Source organism: Erythrobacter sp. JB1-15, from assembly GCF_057365035.1.
Genome location: NZ_CP200295.1, coordinates 2,750,860 through 2,775,226 on the forward strand (window position 1 = coordinate 2,750,860; position 24,367 = coordinate 2,775,226).

Annotated in this window: 23 protein-coding genes; 9 read left to right on the forward strand and 14 right to left on the reverse strand. The window is 57.8% G+C overall.

Annotation, left to right across the window (positions count from 1 at the left end; genetic code table 11):
• Positions 1-10: 10 nt before the first annotated feature.
• The 4 genes from pth to AC0V6L_RS13300 form a co-directional block, all read right to left on the reverse strand.
• Positions 11-580, reverse strand: a complete 570-nt coding sequence (pth, locus tag AC0V6L_RS13285) for an aminoacyl-tRNA hydrolase (RefSeq protein ID WP_486154669.1) — start codon at positions 578-580, stop codon at positions 11-13.
• A 98-nt stretch (positions 581-678) separates the two neighbouring features.
• Positions 679-1,353 (reverse strand): 50S ribosomal protein L25/general stress protein Ctc, encoded by a 675-nt coding sequence (locus tag AC0V6L_RS13290; protein ID WP_486146082.1) that lies wholly within the window; start codon positions 1,351-1,353, stop codon positions 679-681.
• Positions 1,354-1,489: 136 nt separating this feature from the next.
• Complete coding sequence (locus AC0V6L_RS13295) at positions 1,490-2,389, reverse strand: TraB/GumN family protein (protein WP_486154670.1); 900 nt, start codon at positions 2,387-2,389, stop codon at positions 1,490-1,492.
• A 30-nt stretch (positions 2,390-2,419) separates the two neighbouring features.
• On the reverse strand, positions 2,420-3,352 hold the full coding sequence (locus AC0V6L_RS13300; protein WP_486154671.1) for a TraB/GumN family protein: 933 nt from the start codon (positions 3,350-3,352) through the stop codon (positions 2,420-2,422).
• A gap of 123 nt (positions 3,353-3,475) precedes the next feature.
• On the opposite strand from AC0V6L_RS13300, the gene AC0V6L_RS13305 reads away from it, so the two are divergent.
• The 3 genes from AC0V6L_RS13305 to ppdK all read left to right on the forward strand — a co-directional run bounded on the left by AC0V6L_RS13305 (position 3,476) and on the right by ppdK (position 9,501).
• Complete coding sequence (locus AC0V6L_RS13305) at positions 3,476-4,405, forward strand: glycine--tRNA ligase subunit alpha (RefSeq protein WP_486154672.1); 930 nt, start codon at positions 3,476-3,478, stop codon at positions 4,403-4,405.
• Positions 4,405-6,717 carry a glycine--tRNA ligase subunit beta gene (gene glyS, locus AC0V6L_RS13310; protein ID WP_486154673.1) on the forward strand — a complete coding sequence of 771 codons (2,313 nt, stop codon included), beginning with the start codon at positions 4,405-4,407 and terminating at the stop codon, positions 6,715-6,717. Before AC0V6L_RS13305 ends, glyS begins: the two co-directional genes overlap by 1 nt.
• Positions 6,718-6,813: 96 nt before the next feature.
• The gene (ppdK, locus tag AC0V6L_RS13315) at positions 6,814-9,501 is read left to right on the forward strand and encodes a pyruvate, phosphate dikinase (protein WP_486154674.1); all 2,688 of its coding nucleotides are present in this window, start codon (positions 6,814-6,816) and stop codon (positions 9,499-9,501) included.
• A gap of 5 nt (positions 9,502-9,506) precedes the next feature.
• Here the strand turns inward: ppdK and AC0V6L_RS13320 are convergent, their stop codons facing one another.
• On the reverse strand, positions 9,507-10,262 hold the full coding sequence (locus tag AC0V6L_RS13320) for a class I SAM-dependent methyltransferase (RefSeq protein ID WP_486154675.1): 756 nt from the start codon (positions 10,260-10,262) through the stop codon (positions 9,507-9,509).
• Positions 10,263-10,318: 56 nt separating this feature from the next.
• On the opposite strand from AC0V6L_RS13320, the gene AC0V6L_RS13325 reads away from it, so the two are divergent.
• The 4 genes from AC0V6L_RS13325 to AC0V6L_RS13340 all read left to right on the forward strand — a co-directional run bounded on the left by AC0V6L_RS13325 (position 10,319) and on the right by AC0V6L_RS13340 (position 14,221).
• Positions 10,319-10,984, forward strand: coding sequence for a ComF family protein (locus AC0V6L_RS13325; RefSeq protein WP_486155146.1), 666 nt, complete (start codon positions 10,319-10,321; stop codon positions 10,982-10,984).
• Between the two features lie 482 nt (positions 10,985-11,466).
• On the forward strand, positions 11,467-11,868 hold the full coding sequence (hisI, locus tag AC0V6L_RS13330) for a phosphoribosyl-AMP cyclohydrolase (protein WP_486154676.1): 402 nt from the start codon (positions 11,467-11,469) through the stop codon (positions 11,866-11,868).
• Between the two features lie 31 nt (positions 11,869-11,899).
• Positions 11,900-12,364, forward strand: coding sequence for a MerR family transcriptional regulator (locus AC0V6L_RS13335; protein WP_486146099.1), 465 nt, complete (start codon positions 11,900-11,902; stop codon positions 12,362-12,364).
• Between the two features lie 51 nt (positions 12,365-12,415).
• Positions 12,416-14,221 (forward strand): acyl-CoA dehydrogenase C-terminal domain-containing protein, encoded by a 1,806-nt coding sequence (locus AC0V6L_RS13340; RefSeq protein WP_486154677.1) that lies wholly within the window; start codon positions 12,416-12,418, stop codon positions 14,219-14,221.
• A gap of 274 nt (positions 14,222-14,495) precedes the next feature.
• Here AC0V6L_RS13340 and cysK read toward each other — a convergent pair whose 3' ends face one another.
• The 4 genes from cysK to tyrS all read right to left on the reverse strand — a co-directional run bounded on the left by cysK (position 14,496) and on the right by tyrS (position 18,514).
• On the reverse strand, positions 14,496-15,416 hold the full coding sequence (cysK, locus tag AC0V6L_RS13345; RefSeq protein WP_486154678.1) for a cysteine synthase A: 921 nt from the start codon (positions 15,414-15,416) through the stop codon (positions 14,496-14,498).
• Position 15,417: 1 nt separating this feature from the next.
• On the reverse strand, positions 15,418-16,725 hold the full coding sequence (locus AC0V6L_RS13350) for an MFS transporter (RefSeq protein ID WP_486154679.1): 1,308 nt from the start codon (positions 16,723-16,725) through the stop codon (positions 15,418-15,420).
• Positions 16,726-16,809: 84 nt separating this feature from the next.
• Entirely contained in the window at positions 16,810-17,148 is a 339-nt protein-coding gene (locus tag AC0V6L_RS13355) for a PilZ domain-containing protein (protein WP_486146107.1), read from the reverse strand.
• 133 nt (positions 17,149-17,281) lie between these two features.
• Positions 17,282-18,514: a tyrosine--tRNA ligase gene (gene tyrS / locus AC0V6L_RS13360; RefSeq protein ID WP_486154680.1), complete on the reverse strand. Its 1,233-nt coding sequence runs from the start codon at positions 18,512-18,514 to the stop codon at positions 17,282-17,284.
• A gap of 79 nt (positions 18,515-18,593) precedes the next feature.
• Here tyrS and AC0V6L_RS13365 point away from each other — a divergent pair, with 79 nt between their 5' ends.
• Positions 18,594-19,109 carry a DOMON domain-containing protein gene (locus AC0V6L_RS13365; RefSeq protein WP_486154681.1) on the forward strand — a complete coding sequence of 172 codons (516 nt, stop codon included), beginning with the start codon at positions 18,594-18,596 and terminating at the stop codon, positions 19,107-19,109.
• Here the strand turns inward: AC0V6L_RS13365 and AC0V6L_RS13370 are convergent.
• On the reverse strand, positions 19,106-19,627 hold the full coding sequence (locus AC0V6L_RS13370; protein ID WP_486154682.1) for a TspO/MBR family protein: 522 nt from the start codon (positions 19,625-19,627) through the stop codon (positions 19,106-19,108). The genes AC0V6L_RS13365 and AC0V6L_RS13370 overlap by 4 nt on opposite strands.
• Before the next feature lie 51 nt (positions 19,628-19,678).
• Between AC0V6L_RS13370 and AC0V6L_RS13375 the strand changes: the two genes are divergently transcribed.
• Positions 19,679-20,881, forward strand: a complete 1,203-nt coding sequence (locus AC0V6L_RS13375; protein WP_486155147.1) for an exo-beta-N-acetylmuramidase NamZ family protein — start codon at positions 19,679-19,681, stop codon at positions 20,879-20,881.
• On the opposite strand, the gene AC0V6L_RS13380 is transcribed toward AC0V6L_RS13375, so the two are convergent.
• From AC0V6L_RS13380 to AC0V6L_RS13395, 4 genes are all read right to left on the reverse strand, one after another.
• Positions 20,878-21,999 carry a zinc-binding dehydrogenase gene (locus tag AC0V6L_RS13380; protein WP_486154683.1) on the reverse strand — a complete coding sequence of 374 codons (1,122 nt, stop codon included), beginning with the start codon at positions 21,997-21,999 and terminating at the stop codon, positions 20,878-20,880. The genes AC0V6L_RS13375 and AC0V6L_RS13380 overlap by 4 nt on opposite strands.
• Positions 22,000-22,076: 77 nt before the next feature.
• Positions 22,077-22,499: a hypothetical protein gene (locus tag AC0V6L_RS13385; protein WP_486154684.1), complete on the reverse strand. Its 423-nt coding sequence runs from the start codon at positions 22,497-22,499 to the stop codon at positions 22,077-22,079.
• 216 nt (positions 22,500-22,715) lie between these two features.
• Entirely contained in the window at positions 22,716-23,051 is a 336-nt protein-coding gene (locus tag AC0V6L_RS13390) for a hypothetical protein (protein WP_486154685.1), read from the reverse strand.
• A gap of 26 nt (positions 23,052-23,077) precedes the next feature.
• The gene (locus AC0V6L_RS13395; RefSeq protein WP_486146121.1) at positions 23,078-24,262 is read right to left on the reverse strand and encodes a vWA domain-containing protein; all 1,185 of its coding nucleotides are present in this window, start codon (positions 24,260-24,262) and stop codon (positions 23,078-23,080) included.
• Positions 24,263-24,367: the final 105 nt, after the last annotated feature.

Consider the following 24,367-nt stretch of genomic DNA (forward strand, 5'->3'; position numbering starts at 1 on the left):
TTTGCAGCGTTTAGTCCTGCATTCGCATGGCAATCTCGCTCATGAAGCGGGGATTGTTATCATCGGCCAGCCACTGCGCCTCTGCTCCGATGGCGCCAAGCATGGCCGCCAGATTATCCTGCTCGTCCTTGGCATAATTGCCCAGCACGTGCGCGTTCACTCTTTCCTTGTGCCCCGGATGACCAATCCCGATGCGAACCCGGCGAAAAGCGGCACCCAGATGCTGGTCGATAGAGCGCAGCCCATTGTGCCCAGCATGCCCGCCGCCCTGTTTCACCTTGATCTTGAACGGGGCCAGATCAAGCTCATCATGGAACACCGTAAGCGCGTCCAGATCGAGTTTATAGAACCGCATCGCTTCGCCCACGCTGCGTCCGCTTTCATTCATAAAGGTAGCGGGTTTGAGCAGCAGGATTTTATGCGGGCCAATCCGGCCTTCCTGCACCCATCCGGAAAACTTCTTTTGCACCGGGCCAAAGCCGTGCATGTCCGCCAGCACATCCAGCGCCATAAAACCGATATTGTGCCGGTGAAGCGCATAGCGCGGTCCCGGATTTCCAAGGCCTACCCAAATCTGCATCTGCGCTCCCTAGCGCTGCGCGTCACAAAACAAAACACCGGACCCCTTGTGGGAGCCCGGTGCCTTGGTGATTGGTTCGATGACCGAAGGAGTGGGGCTTATTCGCCGCCTTCTTCGCCGTCGCCATCGTCTTTCTGATTGGTGGCTTCAACCTCATCGGCTGCCACTTCTTCGCCTTCTTCTGCTTCGTCTTCGCTCTTCTTGAGCGCGGATGGAGCAACGAGGGTCGCGATGGTGTAATCGCGGTCTGTGATCGCGCTTTCGCTGCCTTCGGGCAGAGTGACTTCGGAAATGTGGATCGAATCACCAACTTCCTTGCCGGTGACATCGATAGCGATCTCGCCGGGAATTTTGTCTGCGGCACAGATCAATTCCAGCTCGTGGCGGACCACGTTCAAAACGCCGCCTTTTTTGAGGCCGGGCGATTCTTCCTCGTTGATGAAGACCACTGGGATCGAGACATCAACTTTCGCATCTTTCGAAAGACGCAGGAAATCCACGTGGGTCGGGCGATCCGTTACCGGGTGCAGCGCAACGTCTTTGGGAAGCGTGCGAACCTTGTCACCACCCAGCTCAACCTGCACGATTGAGTTCATGAAGTGCCCTGTCATCAATTGCTTGACGAGCAGCTTTTCTTCAACATGGATTGTTACCGGTTCTTCTTTTCCGCCATAAATAACAGCAGGAACCCGACCTTCGCGGCGAAGTGCACGGGAGGCTCCCTTGCCAGCCCGTTCGCGCGCTTCGGCGGGCAGGTTAAGAGCTTCGCTCATAATACGTGCCTTTCGAATGCATTGTTTACAGTATTGTCTTCCAGCGCGCCGCCTCCAGGGATGACCAGAACGCTTGGGAAGGGCGCACATACCGGGGATGGGCGAAAACGCAAGCCTTTTGCGGGTAAGCGCGCGCCTATTGGTGGATGCGGGTCACCGTGTAGCCGCGGTCTTCCAGCATGGCCGGCAGTCCAGCTGCCCCTACAAGATGCGCAGCGCCAACCGCGACGAGGGGTTTTTCGGGTTTTGTAAGTGCTGCGGCGAGCTGTTTGTCCCAATCCCGATTGCGCTGAACCAATAAGGCATCGCGCAATTCGCGGTCTGCCATAATACCGCTTTGCGTCGTTTCGATCAGGGTCGCTTCATCGCCGGTGATCCAGGCGGTGCGCAGTTTATCGGTCTGGTCATCCCGCATTGCGATTTCGGTGATGACTCCTTCAAGGAGATCGCGCTGATCCTCTACGGGCAGCTCGTCAAAAATTCTCAGCTGATTCTCGGCCCCTTCCAATTCGATCACATCACGCCCTGAAAAATCGGCGATTACGGCGCGGTCAACCCCATTGGCAGGATCGCCCGCCGCGCCGACTTGCGAGAGCATCAGGGCGACTGCCCATGTCTCTGTCGCTTTGAAATCGGCGAGGGAAAATTGCGAGCGTTCGACCAGTTTGGCGAGCTCTTCGCGGTGTTCGGGGCCGACGCGTGCAGTTAGGTCAGGCAGATCGGTCGAAGTGGACAGCTGCGCAAGAGTTTTGGCGATCCCAGCGCGGTCGGATAAATTGGCAACCTCGACCATGACATAATCGGCCCCGTCAATTGCCTTTTCCGTCGCAGCAGAGCGCCATTTGGTATCATCGGGCAAGGCGTGGATTGTGCCCAGCATCCATCCTTCGATTTCGCCGCCCGCATTGGTGATCTCGTAAACGATGGGGTCCGCGGCAAGGGCTGGCTCAGCCGCACGATCATCCGGTCCGCACGCGCTTAGGGTGAGCGCGGCGAGACCAAAGAGCGCGGCTGAGAGAACCTGCCGAAAATACACGGTGAGCTAGCGTAAGCGAGAATGAGCGCGTTACTGCAATCGCTCGGTCGCAATGCCTTCTTTGCTGAGATAATCCTGCACGCTCATATCGCCCGCAAAGTGCAAGGCGCCCGCTGCAATGAAGACTGTTCCCGGTGTATCAAGGCGTTTTGCGATCCACTGAGCCCAAGCGGCATTGCGGTTGTAGAGCAAGCGTTCTGCGAGCACGGTGTTGTCGGCAAAGCCATCATCCATCAGATCGGCGAGTTCATCCACTTTGCCCATGGCCCAAAGATCGACCAACTGGTTCAACAAGGTGATCCCTTCAAGTGGGTCTTTTGAGCCTTCAATCAGAAAGTCCATTTGCGCATCGATCGGCATTTCATCAAATGCAGCCAACTGGCTCTGGATCGTCTCAAGCGCACCGCGCCCTACATCGGGCCCGACCTTCTCTTCCAAAACCGACTCCACCCCTTTTTCAGGTGTAAAACCAGAAGCCTGCGCGATGATCTGTGTCATTATTAACGACGCGAACCACGGCTCCATCGTATCAAAGGTTTCAGCAGGGACGTTGATTTTCGCCAGGCCTGCCTCAAAGGTGGTGCGCTGTTCCTCTGTCATAAGACCGCGCAATGTCTGCCCTTCAGGCAGCATGCCAAGCGTTCCCATCAGCACTGCCGCCTCTTCCATCTTTTCAGGCGTCATATCGATTTCGGTGACGAGAGTGTCTGCGCTATCCAAAGCGGCTTTTATCGGGCCTGCATACCATTCGACATCATCGGGCAGCATATGGACCGTGCCAAGCATGTAAATGGTGGTGTCCTCATCAGACACCAGCCACATTGCCGGCGCGCCCTCAGGCTCAGCTGCGGCATCGGCCTCGGCAGGCACTTCGGCAGCAGCGTGATGATCTGCAAAAGCGGGGGCGGCGTAAAGCATTGCGAATGCGGCAGCAGAAGCGGTGAGTGTTGAGCGAAGTTTCATGATGTCTCCTTTGCGAGGTAAGATAGAGCGTTGCGCAACAAGGTCAAATGGCCCAAATTCGCGCACATCTGTGCTGCGCTGCGGCATTGACGATAAACGGGCCATCCTGCATGGGCGGCTGCCATGAGTTTAGAGCCTGAAATCCAGCTTCCCGCGCGCAATCCCAAGGCATCGTTTCAGGATTTGATCCTGACGCTACACGATTTCTGGGCGGCGCAGGGCTGTGTTGTTCTGCAACCCTACGACATGCGTATGGGCGCGGGCACGTTTCACACCGCGACAACCTTGCGCGCGCTGGGGCCTGAGCCCTGGAATGCGGCCTTTGTGCAGCCATGCCGCCGCCCGACAGACGGGCGCTATGGCGAAAATCCCAACCGTTTGCAGCATTATTACCAATATCAGGTCATCCTGAAACCATCGCCCGCCGATATTCAGGATCTGTATCTTGGCAGCCTCAAAGCCATCGGAATTGATCCGCTGCGCCATGATATTCGCTTTGTCGAAGATGACTGGGAATCGCCAACACTTGGCGCATGGGGGCTGGGCTGGGAGGTCTGGTGCGATGGGATGGAAGTCACCCAGTTCACTTACTTTCAGCAAATGGGCGGGTTTGACTGCAAGCCTGTCGCAGGCGAGCTGACATACGGGCTCGAACGGCTCGCCATGTATGTGCAGGGCGTCGATAGCGTCTATGATCTCGATTTCAACGGCCGCGGCGTTTCTTACGGCGAAGTGTTCCTTGAGAACGAAAAGCAGATGTCGAAATGGAATTTCGAGGTTGCTGAAACGGACGCTTTGTTTGACCTGTTCACGAAGGCCGAGGCAGAATGCCAAAATGCACTTGAAAATGAAGTGCCTATCGCCGCTTATGAACAAGCGGTGGAAGCCAGCCACATCTTTAACCTGCTGCAAGCGCGCGGCGTGATCAGCGTGCAGGAACGCGCCAGCTATATGGGCCGCGTGCGCGATCTGGCGCGTGGGTCTTGCGAGACTTATGCGAAGCAGATGGCGCCTCAATGGGCAGAGAAGTACCCGGAATGGAGCCTCATCTAATGGCTGATTTCCTGCTCGAATTGCTGTCCGAAGAAGTGCCCGCCCGCATGCAAAAAGGCGCTCGGGCTGAATTGGAGAGACTGTTCCGCCGTGAATTGGACGCGGCAGGCATTGCTCTGGGCGATCTTGCCGTCTGGTCCACTCCGCGCCGCCTTGCTTTGATTGCGCGCGGGCTTCCGACCGAGACCGAAGGGGTGCGCGATGAGGCCAAAGGTCCGCCAGTCGGCGCTTCCGATCAGGCGGTGGACGGGTTCTGCCGCAAGAACGGCGTGAGCCGCGATCAGCTGGAGGAGCGCGAGGTAAAGGGGCGCGCGACGTACTTTGCGGTGATTGAGAAGCCAGGCCAGGCGGTGGCCGATCTGCTCGCCGCCGCGATCCCTGCCATTATCCGCGATTTCTCTTGGCCCAAGAGCATGCGCTGGGGCGATGCCTCTGTCAGCAATGAAAGCCTCAAATGGGTGCGCCCTCTGTCGGGCATAGTCGCGCTGCTAGATGGCGAGGTCGTGCCGTGCCTAACCGATGGATTTGCCAGCGGACGCACAACGGTGGGCCACCGGTTCCACTCGGTCGGCGAAATCGAAATTTCGGGCGCGGATGACTACGCCGATAAGCTGCGCGAGACATGCGTTATCGTCGATCATGAAGAGCGCGCCGGGATCATCCGCGAAGGCGCGCGCAAAGCTGCGAAAGCTGCGGGCCTGACCGTGGTCGAGGACGAAGGGCTGGTGATCGAAAACGCAGGCCTGACCGAATGGCCCGTGCCGCTGCTTGGGCGGTTTGATGAGGCGTTTTTGGATGTCCCGCCTGAGGTGATCCAGCTGACCGCGCGGGTGAACCAGAAATACTTCGTCTGCGAAGAACGCACGCCCGATGGCACGACGCGCCTCGCCAATGCCTTTATCTGCACGAGCAATATCGCCGCCGAAGACCCCGCCGTGGTGGTCGATGGCAACCGCAAAGTGCTCGCCGCAAGATTGGCCGATGCGCGCTTCTTTTGGGAGCTGGATCAGAAAAAGACCCTGGCGCAGCATGCCGAGGGGCTGGAGCGGATTACGTTCCACGAAAAGCTGGGCACGGTTGCGGATAAGGTTGAGCGGGTAGCGAAGCTTGCGCGGTGGCTGTGTGAAGAGGGGATCGTCAAAGGCAACGCCGACTTCGCCGAACAGGCCGCGCGTCTGTGTAAGGCGGACCTTGTCACTGAGATGGTTGGCGAATTCCCCGAGCTGCAAGGCCTGATGGGCGGATATTATGCCGAAAAAGAAGGCTTACCGCGCGAGGTCTCAGATGCAATCCGCGATCATTATAAGCCAGTGGGCCAGGGTGATGATGTGCCGACTGCTCCGGTGACTGTGGCGGTGTCGCTGGCGGATAAGTTGGATACATTGGCTTCCTTCTTTGCGATTGATGAAAAGCCGACAGGTTCGAAAGATCCGTTTGCACTTCGGCGCGCCGCAATTTCTATTGCTGCACTTATCTTGGACAATTCACTGCGCATGCCGCTGCTTCATGCAACCTCGCTTGCTGGTGCAGAAGCATTTGCAATGAGCAGTCTAAAAAAGCAGCGCGAGGACTTCCTGGGGGCCGCAACGAGTATCGCCAAATTACAAACAGACTACGGCGCAAACGTTCAGCTTTTATTCGATAAGCTCAAAGCCACAAATTTTGCGAAGCTTGAGGCAGACGGCGAGAAGCTCGGTATTGAGTTTCTGAAGGTTGTTGAAGAAATCCTCGATTTCTTCGCCGACCGCCTCAAAGTCCAGCAACGGGAAGCTGGCGTTCGTCACGATCTGATCGACGCGGTGTTCGCTCTAGGCGGAGAGGATGACCTCGTCCGGCTCCTCGCGCGCGTCCATGCCCTCCAAGCGTTCATCGAAACCGAGAACGGCACCAACCTGCTCGCCGGATACAAGCGCGCGGCCAATATTCTCAAGAAGGAAAACCACGTCACCCCAGCGCAGGCCGGGGTCACTGGCGGCACCGCTCAAACGGATGCGATCCCAGCTTCCGCTGGGATGACGAGCGAAGGAAACCCGTCTGGTAAAGACCTTTCCTACACGCCGGAAACAGCCGAAAAGGCATTGATTGATGCGCTTGGCGTTGCGGCTCCCAAGGCTGCCAAAGCTGTTGAGGCGGAGGACTTTGAAGCGGCCATGGCGGCGCTGGCCACTCTGCGGGCACCGATTGATGCGTTCTTTGACAAGGTGATAGTTAATGACCCAGACCCGGACAAACGCGATGCTCGCCTTGCGCTGCTTGGCGCATTTCGCGATGCGGTTCACCGGGTTGCAGATTTCAGCCGGATCGAGGGGTAAATCACCCGGTCCTTTTTTAGTCTCTGGACTGTGTAACATGCGGTCCATGTCTCATCAGATGTCTCCCTCTCCAACGATCCCAAAGAGAGCCCAATAATGGTCAAAACGGTCTACACATTCGGCGGCAATGCCAAGCATGATGATGCTCGCCAAAAGGACAAGACAGTCACTGGCGGCAAAGGCGCGAACCTTGCCGAAATGGCCAGTATTGGCCTGCCTGTGCCCCCCGGCTTCACCATCACGACCGAGGAAAGCGTGCGTTACCTGCGCGAAGGGGCAGACTTCCCAGAAGAGCTGCGCGGCGAAGTGGTCTGCGCGCTTGCCCATATCGAAGAGGCCGTGGGCAAGAGCTTTGGAGATAGCAGTGATCCGCTGCTGGTGTCGGTGCGATCAGGTGCCCGGGTGTCGATGCCCGGCATGATGGACACGGTGCTGAACCTTGGTCTCAACGATGCAACGGTCGAAGGGCTGGCACAAACGAGCGGCGATGAACGCTTTGCCTGGGACAGTTACCGGCGGTTCATCCAGATGTACTCAGATGTGGTGCTGGGCCTTGATCACGGACTGTTCGAAGAAGCGCTGGAAATCGCCAAAGAAGACAATGGCTATTACGCCGATACGGAGCTTTCAGCCGATGAATGGCGCACTCTGGTGGGAGAGTTCAAAGGCATCGTGGAAAGCGAATGGGGCAAGCCGTTCCCGCAAGATGTGAAAGAGCAGTTGTGGGGCGCAATTGCCGCTGTGTTCGACAGCTGGGACAGCGACCGGGCGAAGGTCTATCGCCGCTTGAACGACATCCCGGCCGATTGGGGCACGGCGGTCAATGTGCAAGCGATGGTGTTCGGCAATATGGGCGACACGAGCGCGACGGGCGTTGCCTTTACCCGCGATCCGGCAACGGGTGAGCGGGCCTATTACGGCGAATACCTCATCAACGCACAGGGCGAAGACGTGGTCGCAGGCATCCGCACGCCGCAATACCTGACGAAGCGCGCGCGCGATCTGGCAGGGGCCAAGCCGCTGAGCATGGAAGAGGCGATGCCCGATGCTTACGGGGAATTGGCGCGGGTGTTTGACCTGCTTGAAAACCACTACCGCGATATGCAGGATATCGAGTTCACCGTGGAACGCGGCAAGCTGTGGATGCTGCAAACGCGATCTGGCAAGCGAACCGCGAAAGCGGCGCTGACCATGGCTGTGGAAATGGTGGGCGAAGGGCTCATCACCAAAGAAGAGGCTGTTGCGCGGATTGACCCGATGGCGCTCGATCAACTGCTTCACCCAACGCTTGACCCCAAAGCGGACCGCGATGTGATGACATCGGGTCTGCCTGCGTCTCCTGGCGCTGCGGCGGGCAAAATCGTGCTTGATGCGGATACGGCAGAGCAATGGGCAGGGCGCGGCGATAAGGTCATTCTGGTCCGGGTCGAAACCTCGCCCGAGGACATTCATGGCATGCATGCAGCCCAAGGCATCCTGACAGCGCGAGGCGGTATGACGAGCCATGCTGCGGTTGTGGCGCGCGGTATGGGGCGTCCTTGTGTTTCGGGCGCAAACGGCGTCGCAATTGATCGGAAAGCGCGGACCTTGCGCATCGGTTCTAAGGAGCTGAAAGAAGGCGATGAAATCACGCTTGATGGCGCTAATGGCCAGGTGATGCTGGGCATTGTGCCCACGGTGGAGCCTGAGCTTGTTGGTGACTTTGGCACGTTGATGGAATGGGCAGATAGCAGCCGCCGAATGCGCGTGCGCACCAATGCGGAAACACCGGCGGATTGCACGATTGCGCGGCAGTTTGGAGCAGAAGGCATTGGGCTTTGCCGGACAGAGCACATGTTCTTCGATGCTGGCCGGATCAAGGCGGTGCGCCAGATGATCCTTGCAGAAGATGACGCGGGGCGGCGCGCGGCGCTGGACCAGTTGCTTCCTGAACAGCGCGCGGACTTCACCTCGATCTTCGAAGTGATGGCAGGCCTGCCATGCACGATCCGGCTGCTGGACCCGCCTTTGCATGAGTTCTTGCCCACGCGGGACGAGGACTTTGCCGAGCTTGCTGATGCGACAGGGCTGGGCGTTGATCACCTGAAACGGCGCGCGGATGAGCTGCACGAATTCAACCCGATGCTGGGGCACCGCGGTTGCCGATTGGGCATCACTTTCCCCGAGATCTACGAAATGCAGGCGCGCGCCATCTTTGAAGCTGTGTGCGCGGTGCAAAAGGCCAGCGGTAAAGCGCCTTTGCCAGAGATCATGATCCCGCTTGTTGCGACTCGCAAAGAGCTGGCAATCCTGCGCGAGCTGGTGGACCGGGTGGCCAAAACGGTGTTTGAGGAGCAGGGCGCTGAGGTTGCCTATCTTGTTGGCACCATGATCGAACTGCCGCGCGCTGCGCTGATGGCGGGCGAAATCGCGGAAGAGGGCGAGTTCTTCAGCTTTGGCACCAATGACCTCACACAGACCACTCTAGGTGTCAGCCGGGACGATTCGGCCAAGTTCCTCGCACCCTATGTCGAAAAAGGCATCTTCGCGCGCGATCCGTTTGTCAGTCTTGATGTCGAAGGGGTTGGCCAATTGGTCGATATGGCAGCAACCAGCGGACGGATGACGCGGCCCGATATCAAGCTTGGCATTTGCGGAGAGCATGGCGGCGATCCGGCCAGCATTGCGTTTTGTGAAAGCGTTGGGCTCGATTACGTAAGCGCCTCGCCTTACCGTGTGCCAATTGCGCGGCTAGCTGCGGCGCAAGCGGCATTGGCCGAGAATGCGGCGGCAAAGCAGAACTAGCTCCCCTACTTCCACGCGGTAAGCGCAAGGATGGTAAAGGTCTCACTGACCTTTCCATCGGTGTCGCGCCGAGCGTCAAAGGCCGCCTTGGCCCGAGCTAAACCGGCTTTGGTAAGCGGTTTGGGACGATCGGCCAAAATCCCGGTTAGCGCCTGGTTACGCAGATCCTGGATCATGCGCTCAAAACTGGAAAAGCGCACGGTGAGAATGCGGCTGTCCACCACCTGGCGCGAAAAGCCAGCGCGTTGGAGGAGGGCAGAGGCCGAAGCGTTGTCGATCTGCGGATGGATGCGCGCTGCGGGCCGCTCACCATCCGCCTCGATCATGATGGCGCGCAGGGTAGACAGCGTGCCTGCGCCGAGGATTTGGGCAAAGGCTATGCCATCAGGCGCAAGCGCGCCGCGCAAATGAATGAGGCTGCCGGGAAGATCATTGAGCGTGCTAAACGTCCGGATTGCGAAGATGTAATCTTGGGGAGCATTCGGCCAGGGCTGCTCTTCATCGAATTGGCCGGGATGAGAGATTTGCGCAGTTAGCCCGCGGCGTTCCAATTGCGGGGCGAGCGCGGCCGAAATGTCGCCCAAGATCAAAGCTTGCCCTCCGGCAAGCTGCATGAAATCGGCCCGGTCCAGCAGGTCTTCTGCCATATCGGTATCGAGCCAGTTTGCTGGATCATCACGCTGGCTTAACTGTAAAGCCCGCTGGTGCCGCGCGATGCGCCGGTTGGGATCAAAGATGTTCGGGATGGTGTCCGCTGGCATAAAATGCGCCCTGCCGTGCTTGCCAGGAATGCGCAAGCCGTGCGAGACCATGCGTGATGGGGATTGCAGCGCATATATCGCATGGCATGCAGCCGTTGGTGGACTTGGTCTATCCACCGCGTTGCCCGTCATGCGGGGCTGCGGTGGCACAGCAAGGCGGCTTATGCCCCGAATGCTGGAGCGAGATTGAGTTCCCCTCTGATACAGGCGACCACGGCGCGGTGATGGCTGCCACGGTATATAACGATATCTCGCGCAAGCTGATTCTGACGTTCAAGCATGGCGGCAAAATCACTCTGGCAAAGCTGCTAGGCCAGATCATGGCCTCACGCATGCCGCCGCCCGATGGCAACGATCTGCCGCTATTGGTTCCCGTCCCGCTACACCGGATGCGTTTGTGGCAGCGCGGGTACAATCAGGCGGCGCTGCTTGCAAAGGAGCTGGCACAGCGGGGGCACGGTGAACTGCTCGTCGGCGGGCTGCAGAGGCGCAAGCGCACCCCTTCGCTGGGCGGCTTAGGCAAGGACGAGCGCAAGGCCGCATTGGCCGGAGCCATTCATTTGGGGTCTGGATCTGGCCGGAAAGTAAAAGGGCGCAACGTTATCCTGGTTGATGATGTGCTCACCAGTGGAGCGACCAGCAATGCTTGCATTGCCGCCTTGCTGGAGGGCGGTGCCCGGTCGGTGCGCATCGCGTGTTTTGCGCGGGTTAGGGATGGTTAGGGCAACACTTCAACGGTGCAAGTACCGGCCTGACGCCGCAGCCTAGCCATAAAATTCGAAACGCCCGGGGCCATTACGACCCCGGGCGCCACGTGACGAAATGGTATGGATCCGCTCATGAAGAGCTCAGACGGCGACCCCCTAACTTCGCCATCAGGATCCTATCCTTGTCGTTCAATCAGCTGCGCTGACACCCCGCTGCCAGTTCGCCGCCGATCACCCCCTGAACCTGGCCGAAAGGCCGTTGTTCGGTTGAAGAATACCCTAGGGCATCCTTGAGTGCCTTGTCCCATCAGCTTGTCAAAATCGGAAGTCGAATTTAGCCACTTGTCCGATTTTGAACCGTTAATGTGGTTATCGTGCAACAACCAATCGCATGAGGAAGTCCACTGGACGCAAATTTTCAAATGGTTCAGGAACGGGTTGCTCATTGTCATGGGTCTGATGCGCAGCTGTATTTTCAAAACACGAGAGACACACCGATGACCATCGAAAACGTTCTTACCACATCAGAGCGCGAAGAGGGCTCTGCGTTCGCTCCAAAATTTGATGCCAATGGTTTGCTCACCGCGGTCGTAGTGGATGCGGATACAAAAGTGGTTCTGGTTGTGGCTTACATGAATGCACAAGCGCTCGATGCAACGCTATCGAGCGGGGAGGTGCATTTTTGGTCGAGGTCACGCAGTGACTTGTGGAAAAAGGGGGAGACCTCGGGCAATCTGCTGCACGTGGTAGAGATACACGTCGATTGCGATCAGGACGCGCTGGTTATCATGGCCAAGCCTGCCGGACCAACCTGTCATACCGGGCGCACAAGCTGTTTCTACCGACGACTTGAGGCGGTCGGAGGTGCTAGCCCAACTCTCGTGAAGGTAAAGACTTGACGCTCACGTAAAGGTAAGGTAGTTGGGCGTTATGGCTACAGCACCACTTCGTACCGATCAAACGCAAGCTGGCGGTGGAGAAATCCGCCAGAACCGCGCGCATCTTGATACACCCGATGAACAGGAACGTGAGCAATTCACAATTTCCGATTTAACGGGTGAGTTCGGCTGCACCGCACGTGCTTTGCGCTTTTATGAAGATGAGGGGCTTATCAGCCCAGCGCGGGTCGGTTTGACGCGTGTTTATTCAAAACGAGATCGAGCGCGGCTTGCCTGGATTATGCGCGCCAAGAATGTCGGGTTTAGCCTCACTGAAATTCGTGAGATGATCGATCTTTATGACCTCGACGATGGCCGGGTTGAGCAAAGACGAGTCACCATTGAAAAATGCAAGACGCACATTGCCAAATTGAAGGCCCAACGGGCTGATATTGAATCGTCGATCAAAGAATTGTCACAATTTGTCACCGAGATTGAGCAGCTTGATCTTGGCTAAACCGCGCCGTCATTACCCAGTTAAAACAACTTTTCACGAAGGGATCTTGTGATGCCAACTTATACTGCACCCACACGCGACACGCGTTTCATCATCAATGAAATGCTCGATCTTGCGAGCTATGGCAATTTGCCGGGCTTTGAAAACGCTTCACAGGATATGATCGACACTGTCGTGAATGAAGCCGGTAAGTTTTGTTCAGAAGTGCTCGCACCGCTCAATCAGATTGGGGATGAGCAAGGGTGTACGCGCCATGATGATGGTTCGGTGACTACGCCTGATGGTTTCAAAGGCGCCTATGATCAGCTGGTTGAAGCGGGTTGGACGACTTTGACCGCTCCCGAAGAGTTTGGCGGACAAGGCCTCCCGCACGTAATGGGCTTTGCGTTTGAAGAATATATCGGCACCGCCAATCAGGCGTTTGCGATGTATCCCGGCCTGACCGGGGGCGCTGCGGCTGCTCTTCAAGCTGCGGGTAGTCAGGAATTGAAAGAAACCTATCTGCCGAAAATGGTTTCGGGCGAATGGTCCGGCACGATGAACCTGACGGAGCCGCATTGCGGCACCGATCTGGGCATGATCCGCACCAAAGCCGAACCTCAGGGTGACGGTTCGTATGCTATCACTGGCACCAAGATCTTCATTTCGGCCGGCGAGCATGACCTCACCAGCAACATAATCCATCTGGTGCTGGCCAAAACGCCAGGTGCGCCGGATTCCTCAAAAGGGATTTCGCTTTTCGTCGTGCCGAAATTCATCCTCGATGAAAATGGCGAGCCGGGTGAGCGCAATGGCGTCTCCTGCGGTTCTATCGAGAAGAAGATGGGCATTCACGGCAACGCCACCTGCGTTCTCAATTACGATGGTGCAAAAGGCTGGATGGTTGGTGAGGAGAACAAGGGCCTCGCTGCCATGTTTGTGATGATGAACGCGGCGCGCTTGGGCGTGGGCTTGCAAGGGCTTGCCCAGGCCGAGGTCGCTTATCAGAACGCTGTCACCTATGCGCTGGACCGCCGTCAGGGCCGCGCTTTGACGGGGCCGGCTGACAAGGAGGCGCAGGCTGATCCCATTTTCGTGCACCCCGATGTGCGGCGGATGCTGATGGATGCCAAAGCGTTTAACGAAGGGATGCGGGCTTTGTGCCTTTGGGGCGCTTTGCAAGTTGACCTGAGCCACAAGGCGCAAACCGAGGAAGAACGCCAGTTGGCCGACGACCTTATCAGCCTGATGACCCCGGTGATCAAAGGCTATGGCACCGACAAGGGCTATGACATCGCGAACAACATGCAGCAGGTTTATGGCGGGCATGGCTATGTCAAGGAATGGGGCATGGAGCAGTTCGTGCGCGATAGCCGGATTGCCATGATCTACGAAGGGACCAATGGCGTTCAGGCGATGGACCTTTGCGGGCGCAAGCTGGCGTCGAATGGTGGGCGCGCTGTGCAGGCGTTCTTTGCTGCGGTTGATGAAGAGATCGCTTCTGCCAAGCAGGTGGACGGTTTGGCCGATATGGCGGGCAAGCTTGAAAAGGCACTGGGCGAACAAAAAGCGGCCACGATGTGGTTCATGCAGAACGCTATGGCGAACCCCAATCACCTGGGCGCCGGCGCGCATCATTACATGCATATCATGGGCATTGTGACGCTTGGTTTCATGTGGCTCAAAATGGCGAAGGTTGCCAAATCAGCTTTGGAAAACGCTCCTTCCGATGCGGCTTATTATGAGGCGAAACTTACCACCGCTGCGTATTATGCCGAACGCTTTTTGCCGGATGCTGGCGCTTTGAGGCGCAAGCTTGAGGCGGGTAGCGATCACATGATGGCTCTGCCGCAAGAGGCGTTTTCGACCGCGGCCTAAACCCCGATTTCACCCTACCAAAAAGGCCCGGTAGGTTACCACTTGCCGGGCCTTTTTTGCGCCGTCATTTCCGATTCTGCCGCGCCTTTCTGGTTGACGAAGTACATTCTCGGGAGAGTGACTTTTCGAGTGGGGGAGGTGGGCCGCGCGCGCAATCCTTCCGCCGCTTCAGGCACAGAAACGCCCGCGTCAAACATAACAGCGCACCGCCATGTAGGAAAATCGCTTCCTACACGGCCCTACACGGGCCTGCGCACTGACAACCAAGAACCCCTTATTCCACCGGCAGGAAATCGGGCACCGACAGATACCGCTCGCCCGTGTCATAGTTAAAGCCCATCACCCGCGCGCCTGCGTCCAGATCCGCCAGCTTCTTCGCAATCGCGGCCAAGGTTGCGCCCGATGATATGCCGATCAGCATCCCTTCCTCTGCCGCAGCGCGGCGGGCCATTTCCTTGGCATCATCGGCATTCACCGCGACCGCGCCATCAATCGCATCGGTGTGGAGGTTCTCGGGAATAAAGCCCGCGCCGATCCCTTGAATGGGATGCGGGCCGGGCTGTCCGCCTCCGATCACGGGGGATGCTTCGGGTTCGACCGCATAGGCTTTGAAACCGGCCCAGTGCTTTTTCAGCTCTTCTGCGCAGCCGGTCAAATGCCCGCCTGTGCCAACGCCCGTTATCATCACATCAATCGGGCTATCGGCGAAATCGGTGAGAATTTCCTGCGCCGTGGTGCGCGCATGCACGGCGGGGTTAGCCCCGTTTTCAAACTGGCTCGGCATCCATGCACCCGGCGTGCTGTCCACCAGCTCAGACGCGCGTTCGATCGCGCCCTTCATGCCCTTTTCCTTGGGCGTCAAATCAAAGCTCGCGCCGTAAGCAAGCATCAGGCGGCGGCGTTCAACCGACATGCTTTCAGGCATGACCAGCACCAGTTTGTATCCCTTGACCGCGGCAACCATGGCAAGGCCAATGCCGGTATTGCCGCTGGTGGGTTCAACAATCGTGCCGCCGGGGGCAAGTTTACCCGATGCTTCTGCATCTTCGACCATGGCCAAGGCGATGCGATCCTTGATTGATCCGCCGGGATTTGACCGTTCTGATTTCAGCCACACTTCATGATTGGGGAACAGCCGCGACAGGCGAATATGCGGAGTGTTGCCAATGGTTTCGAGGATGCTTGCAGCTTTCATATCAGGCTCCCTTGGATGATGGTGTTTGATCGGGTTCTAGCAGGTCTTGCTCTGTTAGGTCAGTGGGGGGATCGAAGGTTTTCGTTGTCCGCAATACAGGAAATATTCGGCTCCATAACAAAACGATACCAATCGCGCCCGCGCCGCCTGCCACCAATGCGGCGACCGGACCGATCAGGAATGCCAAAGCGCCCGAAAACGCATCGCCGCCCTCGTTCGATGCGCTGATGGTCATCATCGACACAGAAGATACGCGCCCGCGCTTTTCATCCGGCGTGTGCAGCTGGATCAGCGATTGGCGAACATAGACGCTGAACATATCGGCGGCCCCAATAATAAGCAGCATGGCAAGGCTGAGCGCCATGATCTTGGAAAAGGCAAAGACAATCGTCGCAATCCCGAACACCAACACCGCGCCCAGCATTTTGGGGCCGACATTGGTTTTGAGCGGCCTAAACGAAAAATACGCCGCGACCAGCCCCGCACCGATGCCCGGTGCCATTGCCAATTGGGCAAGGCCGGTGGAGCCTGTTTGCAAGATATCGCGGGCAAAGACAGGCAGCAGCGCATTCGCGCCTGCCAAAAACACCGCAAACAGATCAAGCGTGATCGCGCCCAGCACCATTTTGTTGCGCACGACATAGCGCATTCCATCAATGATCTGGCCGATGGGCCGCACATCTTTGCGCAAGATAGGCTGCGCCACTTTGCCCACCAGGTTGAGCGCGATAAATCCTAGTGTGAACAATCCGGCAGACACAGCATAGGGCAAAGCGGGCGTGATCGAATAAAGATACCCGCCCAAAGCTGCGCCCAAGATCGTGCCAACCTGCCAGGCGACTGTGGAAACGGCGATGGCAGTGGGAAGCAGCGTTTTGGGCACCAGATTTGGGGCAAGCGCGGACAAAGCAGGCCCGGCAAATCCGCGCGCAATGCCCAGCACAATCGCCACGCCGTAAAGCACGGGCAGGGTGATCCCATCATTGGCGGTAAACCACCACAAGGCCCCCGCGCAGGCCAATTGCAGCAGGATGGTGATAGATCCGATGGTTCGGCGATCAAATCTGTCTGCGGCAAGCCCGGTAAACGGAGTGAGCAGGAACAGCGGCACAAATTGCAACAGGCCAATCAGCGCCAATTGCCCCGATGCAGCGGCAATCGACATCCCCGCATCGCGTGACAGATTGTAAACCTGCCAGCCAATAATCAGGATCATCGCATATTGACCCAATGTCATCGCAAAACGCGATGTCAGGTAACTGCGAAAATTATGGATCTGGATGGGATGGGCGGGCTGAGCGGAAGTCACTCATCGCCCATGGCAGGCGGGCAGGCTTATGCCAAGCGGCGCCGTGTTCCGCTTGCACTTAACCGGCGTGTGCGAAGAAGCGCTTTAGCGTTTTTTGCGCAGGCGCGGATTAGGCTGAAGGCCGTCAATAATGGTCATGAAATCATCAAGCCGGATGATGCGCTCAAATTGAAATCCGGCGCGTTCTTCATGACACCACATTGCATAGGCTTCGATCCGGCCAACAATCGGCAGGCGAATGATCACGCGGTCGCCGCGTGCGATGCTGTGGGCATCATCAATCATAAAACCATGGGCGGACATATTGCAGACATGCACGCTGAGATCGCCATGCGTGTTGTGTTCCACGATAGCCGGGAAATCGACCGGGTGACGGGTCGCCCGGCGCATATCGGTTACGCTTAAATTTGCTCCGGCAGACACGGGGTTTCACCCTCCAACTAAAACGCCAATATCTCCTAGTGCAGGAAAAAGGCTGATAATTGGTAAAACAGGCGCAGAAAGGTTGTGCCGGGCAAGCATGGCCGCCCGCGATAGGCGCGGTAGGGTTAGAATTTTAACGCGTGATAAGCCCGTGTTTCTTCTTACCCAGGCTTAACCGGATGGTCTGACCATCAGCGGCGGTCACCAGATGGCCTGCGTCACTCACGGTGTCGCCATCCAGTTTCACGGCCCCCTCGGCCAGCTTGCGCTTCGCCTCTTTGTTAGATGCGGTGAAACCAATCTCGGTCAAAACGGCGCCGATGCGTTTGCCGTCTTCGCCCACGCTGATGGTTGGCAGATCTTCGCCCACGCCGCTGCCTGCAAAGGTTTCGCGCGCGGTTGCCTCGGCTGCTTTGGCGGCATCTTCCCCGCGCACAAGATCGGTGACCGCATTGGCAAGCACCGTCTTTGCCTCGTTAATCTCCGCGCCTTCCAAAGCCTCCAGCCTCGCAATCTCATCGAGCGGTATATCGGTGAACAACCGCAGAAAGCGGCCGACATCGCGGTCATCTGAGTTGCGCCAATATTGCCAGAAATCATAGGCGGGCAGGGCGTCTTCGTTCAGCCAGACGGCGCCCGATGCGGTCTTGCCCATTTTGGCTCCATCCGCCGTTGTCAGCAAAGGCGTGGTGAGCCCGAACAGGCCGCGCCCTTCCATCCGGCGGCCCAATTCCATGCCATTGACGATATTGCCCCACTGATCGCTGCCGCCCATTTGCAAGCGGCAATCATACCGGCGGCCCAGCTCAACAAAATCATAAGCCTGAAGGATCATGTAATTGAACTCAAGGAATGTCAGCGGCTGCTCGCGGTCCAGCCTCAGCCGGACAGAATCGAAAGTCAGCATCCGGTTGATCGTGAAATGCGGCCCCACATCGCGCAGCAACTCGACATAGCCGAGCGCAGACAGCCATTCATCATTGTTGACCATAATGGCATCCGTTGGCCCATCGCCAAAGGTGAGCAGTTTTTCAAACACGGTGCGAATGCTGGCAATGTTCTGGTCGATCATGTCAGGGGTCAGCATCTGGCGGCTCTCATCCTTGCCCGATGGATCGCCGATCTTGGTCGTTCCGCCGCCCATCACGACGATGGGTTTGTGCCCCGTCTGCTGCAATCGGCGCAGCATCATGATCTGCACCAGGCTGCCGACATGCAGGCTGGGCGCGGTCGCATCAAAGCCGATATATCCGGGCACGACCTGCTTTGCGGCGAGCTGATCGAGCGCGCCGGGATCGGTGATCTGGTGGATATAGCCGCGGCTTTCGAGCAGGCGCAGCAGATCGGATTCGTATGCATGTGTCATAAGGCTGAGCGCTTAACAGCGCAGGGGCGGGTGGGGAAGTGACTTGCCCAGATGATCCGCATGTCCGATAGGAGCGGCCATGCAACCCTTGATGCTCCACCAGACCTGCGATCTTGGCCCCATCCGCGCGGTAACCGCTGCGCTTAAAGCGACGCCAGAGGGGTGCGAGGCGGAATTTCGCCTTGATGGGCGGATTGCGGGGATCGAAGTGCCCGCGCTCAGCCCATCTGAGCGGATGGACAATCTGTGGAAGACGACGTGCTTTGAAATCTTCTGGCAGCCCATTGGCGGTACTTCCTACCGCGAGTTTAATCTGTCCCCATCCTCGCGCTGGGCATGTTATGATTTTGACGCGTTCCGCGAAGGGATGCGCGATGCGCCGGTGGATGCGATTGCGCTGTCATGCTCGCATTCGGATGATGAGCTGGTTTTGAAAGCCAGCATCGCCAGCGAATTGCCGGCCCCGGCGCAAGTGGCGCTCAACGCCATTGTCGAACACGCTGATGGAGGCTTGCAATTCTGGGCGCTCGCATTTGGGCCGGGTAAGCCGGAGTTCCACTCAGAGGCGTGCCGCCAGATGATTGTGGAGCGTTAAGCTTCGGCGCTGTTCCTGCCAAACGGTCCGTTCTTTTTGACAACCGCATAATTGATCGCCTGCGCAAAACACGTCCACACAAGATAGGGCACAATCAGCCACGCCGCCAAGGCCGAGACAGGCGCAAGCACCACAATCAGCGCAGCGCACGACGTTATCAGCGCGAAATTCTCGATAAATGACCAGTCCGGCCGCTTGAACGTGAAAAACAGCGGCGACCACAGGAAATGCAGCACCGCATTCACGCCAAACGCAGCGGCGACCGCGCCAAACTGCGCCGGGCTTCCCGCCTCAGTCCAGCCAATATACAGCGCCCATCCGGCCAGCCCCAGAATTATCGTCCATGCCGGACCAAAGGCCCAGCCGGGCGGCTGAAACCACGGTTTCTCCAGCGCTTCGTACCATTCGCCAATATCGGTAAGCAGCCCTCCTGCGACATTGAGGCCAATGCCGTAAAGCAATGCGAAAGTGAGCGCGGTGTAATCCATAATCCCGGCAATACGCTGTTCGAGGCGCAAAGGCCATTGCCTTTGGCGAGCGCCTGCGCCACTTCGCTCCTTATGACGCGTGTGACTTTCGGCATCGACCGCCTTTTGGCTGACCCGCAATTGCTCGGCGAATTGGAGGGCAAGCGAACCGCTCTTATCGCCCATCCGGCGAGCGTGACGGCAGACCTCACCCATTCGCTCGACGCGCTGATTGCGGCGGGAGTGAATGTCACCAGCGCGTTCGGCCCGCAGCACGGGCTTAAAGGCGACAAGCAGGACAATATGGTCGAAACCCATGACGAGGTGGATGCAAAATACGGCATCCCTGTCTTCAGCCTGTATGGTGAGGTGCGCCGCCCCACGCCCGAAATGATGGCATCTGCCGATGTTTTTCTGTTTGATTTGCAAGACCTTGGCTGCCGCATCTACACCTTTGTCACAACTCTGCTTTACCTGCTCGAAGAGGCCGCCAAGGCAGGCAAAACCGTCTGGGTGCTGGACCGGCCCAATCCCGCTGGCCGCCCGGTCGAGGGGACTTTGCTGGTTCCGGGGCATGAAAGCTTTGTGGGCGCTGCGCCCATGCCCATGCGCCACGGTTTGACCCTGGGAGAGATGGGCCACTGGTTTACCGATCATTTCGGCCTCGATGTGGATTACCGCGTCATCGCGATGTCGGGGTGGCAGCCCGACGGGGAAGGGCATGGCTGGCCGCAAACCCGCGTGTGGATCAACCCATCCCCCAACGCCGCCAGCATCAATATGGCGCGCTGTTATGCGGGCACGGTGATGATCGAGGGCGCGACCGTGAGCGAGGGGAGAGGCACCACGCGCCCCCTGGAAGTGCTATTCGGCGCGCCCGATATTGATGCAGGCGCAGTGCGAGCCCAAATGCAGCGCATCGCGGGCGAATGGTGCGCAGGGGCCGCCGTGCGCGATTGCTGGTTTGAGCCGACCTTTCACAAACACACCGGCCAATTGTGCAACGCGCTGATGGTGCATGCCGAGGGGCCGCATTATGTACACGACACGTTCAAACCATGGCGAATGCAAGCGCTCGCGTTCAAAGCGATCCGCCAGCTTTACCCCGATTACGAGCTGTGGCGCGGCACCGATTTCAAATATGAATACACGAACGACGTGCTGGCGATTGATGTCATCAATGGCGGGCCGTCTTTGCGCGAATGGGTGGATAATCCCGAAGCCGTGCCGGGCGATCTTGATGCGATTGCCTCAGCGGATGAGGCCGCATGGGTGCAGACGGTTAAGCCGCATTTGCTTTATTAAGAGTGATCGGGCACCACGATTTGCCGCACCGCTTCGCCCGCCGCCAGCATATCCATCAGCGTGTTAATCTCGCTCAATGGGCTGACTGATGTGAGCAGTTTTTCAACCGGCAATCGGCCTGCTTTCCAAAGCCCGATAAAACGCGGAATATCGCGCGATGGGATGCACGATCCCATATAGCTGCCCTGCAAGGTCTTCCCATCGGCCACCAGAGACAGCGCGGAAATATCAAGCTTTTCATCAGGATGCGGCAATCCGACGGTTATGATCCGCCCGCCGCGCGCGGCGGCCTCGTAAGCGCGGCTTAAAACAGCAGCTTTGCCGGCGGTTTCGATCACCACATCCGCGCCGAACAACGCGTCATCATCATCAGGCGCGGCCGTTTTGGCAGCGCCTAGCTCGGCCGCCAGCGCGCGCTTTTCAGGCGAAGGATCGACCGCTGCCACCGGGTTGGCCCCTGCCGCAAGAGCGCCCAACAGCGCAGAAAGCCCGACGCCGCCCAAACCGTAGATCAGCACCGATTCCCCCGGTTTCACCTGCGCGGTGTTGAACACAGCGCCCACACCCGTCAGCACCGCACACCCGAACAAAGCGGCAATTTCGGGCGCGATATCATCGTCAATCTTGACCGCGCTGCGTTTGTCGATGACGGCGTGATCAGCAAAGGCCGATACGCCCAAATGGTGATGCACCGTTTCATCGCAGCAGCTGAGCCGCGAGCCGCCGTTGAGCAATTCGCCCTTGCCGTTGGCCGCCGCGCCATTGGGGCACAAATACCCTTCGCCGCTGGCGCATTTTGGGCAGGCCCCGCAGCTCGGCAAGAACACCAGCACACCCTTGTCGCCCGGGGAGAAATCGCGCTCGTCAGGATCACCTGTTTGGATCACCGTAGCAGCCGCTTCGTGTCCCAATGCCATCGGCATCGGGCGAGGGCGATTGCCATCAATCACAGACAGATCGCTGTGACACAGACCGGCTGCATCAATCCGCACGAGCAATTCGCCGGGCTTTGGCGGCGCCAGTTGCAGCTCAGTAATGGCGAGCGGTGCTGAACTGTCATAAGGGGCGTGATGCCCGCCGGTCTGGCGCAGGAGAGCGGCCGAAATAGTGTTCGTCATGCGAGCCTATTTCGCCTCAGACAGTGAAAAGAGCAAGCAAGTGCATTCGGCTTTGCGCCTGTCGGATAGCCTTGCGCTTACTCGCCCGCTGCCGGAATGATCTGCAACGGCTCTGTGCTGTGTGAAGGAAGCGCTCGAATATCTTCTGTGTCGCCAATCATCACCATAACTGAACAGCCGTTCTCTTTCCGGTCCACGGCATAGATCAGAAAAGGTTTGTCAGGCGATGCGGGTTCGCGCTCCAATTGCGGCTGCCGGGCATCGGAGCGCGCTTTGGTAATCTGATCGCCGCATTCATTGGCATCCAGCACTTCGCGCAGGGCCGCACTGGCCGCTTCATCGAGCCCGTCACTATCAAGCTCAGCCGCACCATTTGCCGCCGCCTCAATGGGCGCGTTTTTCTCATCCAGCGGCGCGGATTGCGCATCATCGGCGAGGTGCAAGCCGTCATCGGCTCCGATCAGAACGAGTCCTGAAACACAGGCCAATATAACGCGCATACGAACCTCCTATGATCACAGCATTATAGCCCATTTTTCGCGATCTGTGTAGCTAGCCCGAAGCTAACAAGCCGGTGCTCGCATCGCCGGTTCAGTTCGGTGCAGGCCAGTCCGGGATGACGAAAGGGCGCGAAGACCCTCTTAACCCATTTGAAAAATTAGCCTTGGCAAGGGAAGGATGGAGCTTGTTTTGTAGATTTGTCGGCGATCATGGTGTCACCGATTGGCAGCGAACAGCTTGCGTTGCGCTTCATTGATATAGCGCTCATCCCAGTCGATTTCCAAGCCGGAATGCGGAAGGTGTTTACGTCTGGTATCACCGTCAAAAAATAGCGTTCCATGAATGCCATCAGCATCGCGTTTTAGGATCGGACATTGCCAAACTAGGCTTAACACTTTACCCGCTTCGTTTTTTCCCACTCGCTGCACGAAATCGTCAGCAATTTCCATTTCTCGCCCTGACGGAAAGATGATCTCGAACTCTTCATCCGTCGCTTGAAAAATACTGAACGTCGCGTTTGTCGCACCGTCGATGACTTGGATGTTCTTCATTGAGTGGATTCCCATGAACTCCCGGCTCAATGCCCCTGCTTGCGACTAAGCTCCCGCATCGCTTCGTCTAAGCCATCGAGCGTCAGGCCGTACATCCGGTCATTCACCAGCTCTTTCATCATCTTGGTTGATTGTGAATAGCCCCATTGCTTTTCGGGGACGGGGTTTAGCCATACGGTTGCGGGGTAGGTGTCTGTCACCCGTTTCATCCAGGTGACGCCCGCTTCTTCGTTCATATGTTCGACGCTGCCGCCTGCATGGGTGATTTCATAGGGGCTCATCGCGGCATCGCCCACGAACACCACTTTGTAATCGTGGCCGTATTTGTGGAGCACGTCCCATGTCTTGGTGCGTTCCTGCCAGCGGCGTTTGTTGTCTTTCCACACGCCTTCATAAAGGCAGTTGTGGAAGTAGAAAAATTCGAGGTTTTTGAACTCAGCCGTGGCCGCGCTGAACAATTCTTCGACCAGCTTGATGAACGGGTCCATTGATCCGCCCACATCGAGGAACAGAAGCAGTTTCACCGCATTGCGGCGTTCGGCGCGCATGTGGATGTCGAGCCAGCCTTGTTTTGCGGTCCCTTCGATCGTGGCATCCAGATCGAGCTGATCCTGCGCGCCCTCGCGCGCGAAACGGCGCAGGCGGCGCAGCGCCATTTTGATATTGCGCGTGCCCAATTCCTTGGTGTTGTCGAGGTTCTTGAACTCGCGCTTTTCCCACACTTTGATCGCGCGCTTGTGCTTCGATTCTCCGCCAATACGCACGCCTTCGGGGTTGTAGCCGGAATTGCCGAACGGGGATGTGCCGCCCGTGCCGATCCATTTATTGCCGCCCTGATGGCGCTTTTCCTGCTCGGCCAGACGCTCTTTCAGCGTCTCCATGATCTTGTCCCAATCGCCCAGCTTTTCAATCTCGGCCATTTCCTCTTCGGAGAGGAATTTTTCGGCGACCGCTTTCAGCCAGTCTTCGGGGATGTCGACAGGGTTCTGCCCGTAATCGGCCATGATCCCCTTGAACACCTTGTGGAACACCTGATCGAACGTATCGAGCATCCCTTCGTCTTTTACGAAAGTCGCGCGGGATAGGTAATAGAACGCCTCGGGCGTCTGATCGATCACATCGCGATCCAGCGCTTCCAATAGCGTCAAATGCTCTTTGAAACTCGCGCCAATGCCTGCGCTGCGCAATTCGTCTGTAAAATTGAAAAACATGGCGAGCGGTTTAGCTGCGAACCGAGGGGCTGACCAGACCTTTGCGCGCCATATTCAGGCGAACCCTTAAACCTTCGCTAACCATATATGCGTTACCTTGTGCAA

Excerpts from the sequence above, each read along its gene's own strand:
- pth (WP_486154669.1), bottom strand. The coding sequence starts at position 580 with ATGCAGATTTGGGTAGGCCTTGGAAATCCGGGACCGCGCTATGCGCTT.
- AC0V6L_RS13290 (WP_486146082.1), bottom strand. The coding sequence starts at position 1,353 with ATGAGCGAAGCTCTTAACCTGCCCGCCGAAGCGCGCGAACGGGCTGGC.
- AC0V6L_RS13300 (WP_486154671.1), bottom strand. The coding sequence starts at position 3,352 with ATGAAACTTCGCTCAACACTCACCGCTTCTGCTGCCGCATTCGCAATG.
- AC0V6L_RS13305 (WP_486154672.1), top strand. The coding sequence starts at position 3,476 with ATGAGTTTAGAGCCTGAAATCCAGCTTCCCGCGCGCAATCCCAAGGCA.
- glyS (WP_486154673.1), top strand. The coding sequence starts at position 4,405 with ATGGCTGATTTCCTGCTCGAATTGCTGTCCGAAGAAGTGCCCGCCCGC.
- ppdK (WP_486154674.1), top strand. The coding sequence starts at position 6,814 with ATGGTCAAAACGGTCTACACATTCGGCGGCAATGCCAAGCATGATGAT.
- AC0V6L_RS13320 (WP_486154675.1), bottom strand. The coding sequence starts at position 10,262 with ATGCCAGCGGACACCATCCCGAACATCTTTGATCCCAACCGGCGCATC.
- AC0V6L_RS13325 (WP_486155146.1), top strand. The coding sequence starts at position 10,319 with ATGGGGATTGCAGCGCATATATCGCATGGCATGCAGCCGTTGGTGGAC.
- hisI (WP_486154676.1), top strand. The coding sequence starts at position 11,467 with ATGACCATCGAAAACGTTCTTACCACATCAGAGCGCGAAGAGGGCTCT.
- AC0V6L_RS13335 (WP_486146099.1), top strand. The coding sequence starts at position 11,900 with ATGGCTACAGCACCACTTCGTACCGATCAAACGCAAGCTGGCGGTGGA.
- AC0V6L_RS13340 (WP_486154677.1), top strand. The coding sequence starts at position 12,416 with ATGCCAACTTATACTGCACCCACACGCGACACGCGTTTCATCATCAAT.
- cysK (WP_486154678.1), bottom strand. The coding sequence starts at position 15,416 with ATGAAAGCTGCAAGCATCCTCGAAACCATTGGCAACACTCCGCATATT.
- tyrS (WP_486154680.1), bottom strand. The coding sequence starts at position 18,514 with ATGACACATGCATACGAATCCGATCTGCTGCGCCTGCTCGAAAGCCGC.
- AC0V6L_RS13365 (WP_486154681.1), top strand. The coding sequence starts at position 18,594 with ATGCAACCCTTGATGCTCCACCAGACCTGCGATCTTGGCCCCATCCGC.
- AC0V6L_RS13380 (WP_486154683.1), bottom strand. The coding sequence starts at position 21,999 with ATGACGAACACTATTTCGGCCGCTCTCCTGCGCCAGACCGGCGGGCAT.
- AC0V6L_RS13385 (WP_486154684.1), bottom strand. The coding sequence starts at position 22,499 with ATGCGCGTTATATTGGCCTGTGTTTCAGGACTCGTTCTGATCGGAGCC.
- AC0V6L_RS13390 (WP_486154685.1), bottom strand. The coding sequence starts at position 23,051 with ATGAAGAACATCCAAGTCATCGACGGTGCGACAAACGCGACGTTCAGT.
- AC0V6L_RS13395 (WP_486146121.1), bottom strand. The coding sequence starts at position 24,262 with ATGTTTTTCAATTTTACAGACGAATTGCGCAGCGCAGGCATTGGCGCG.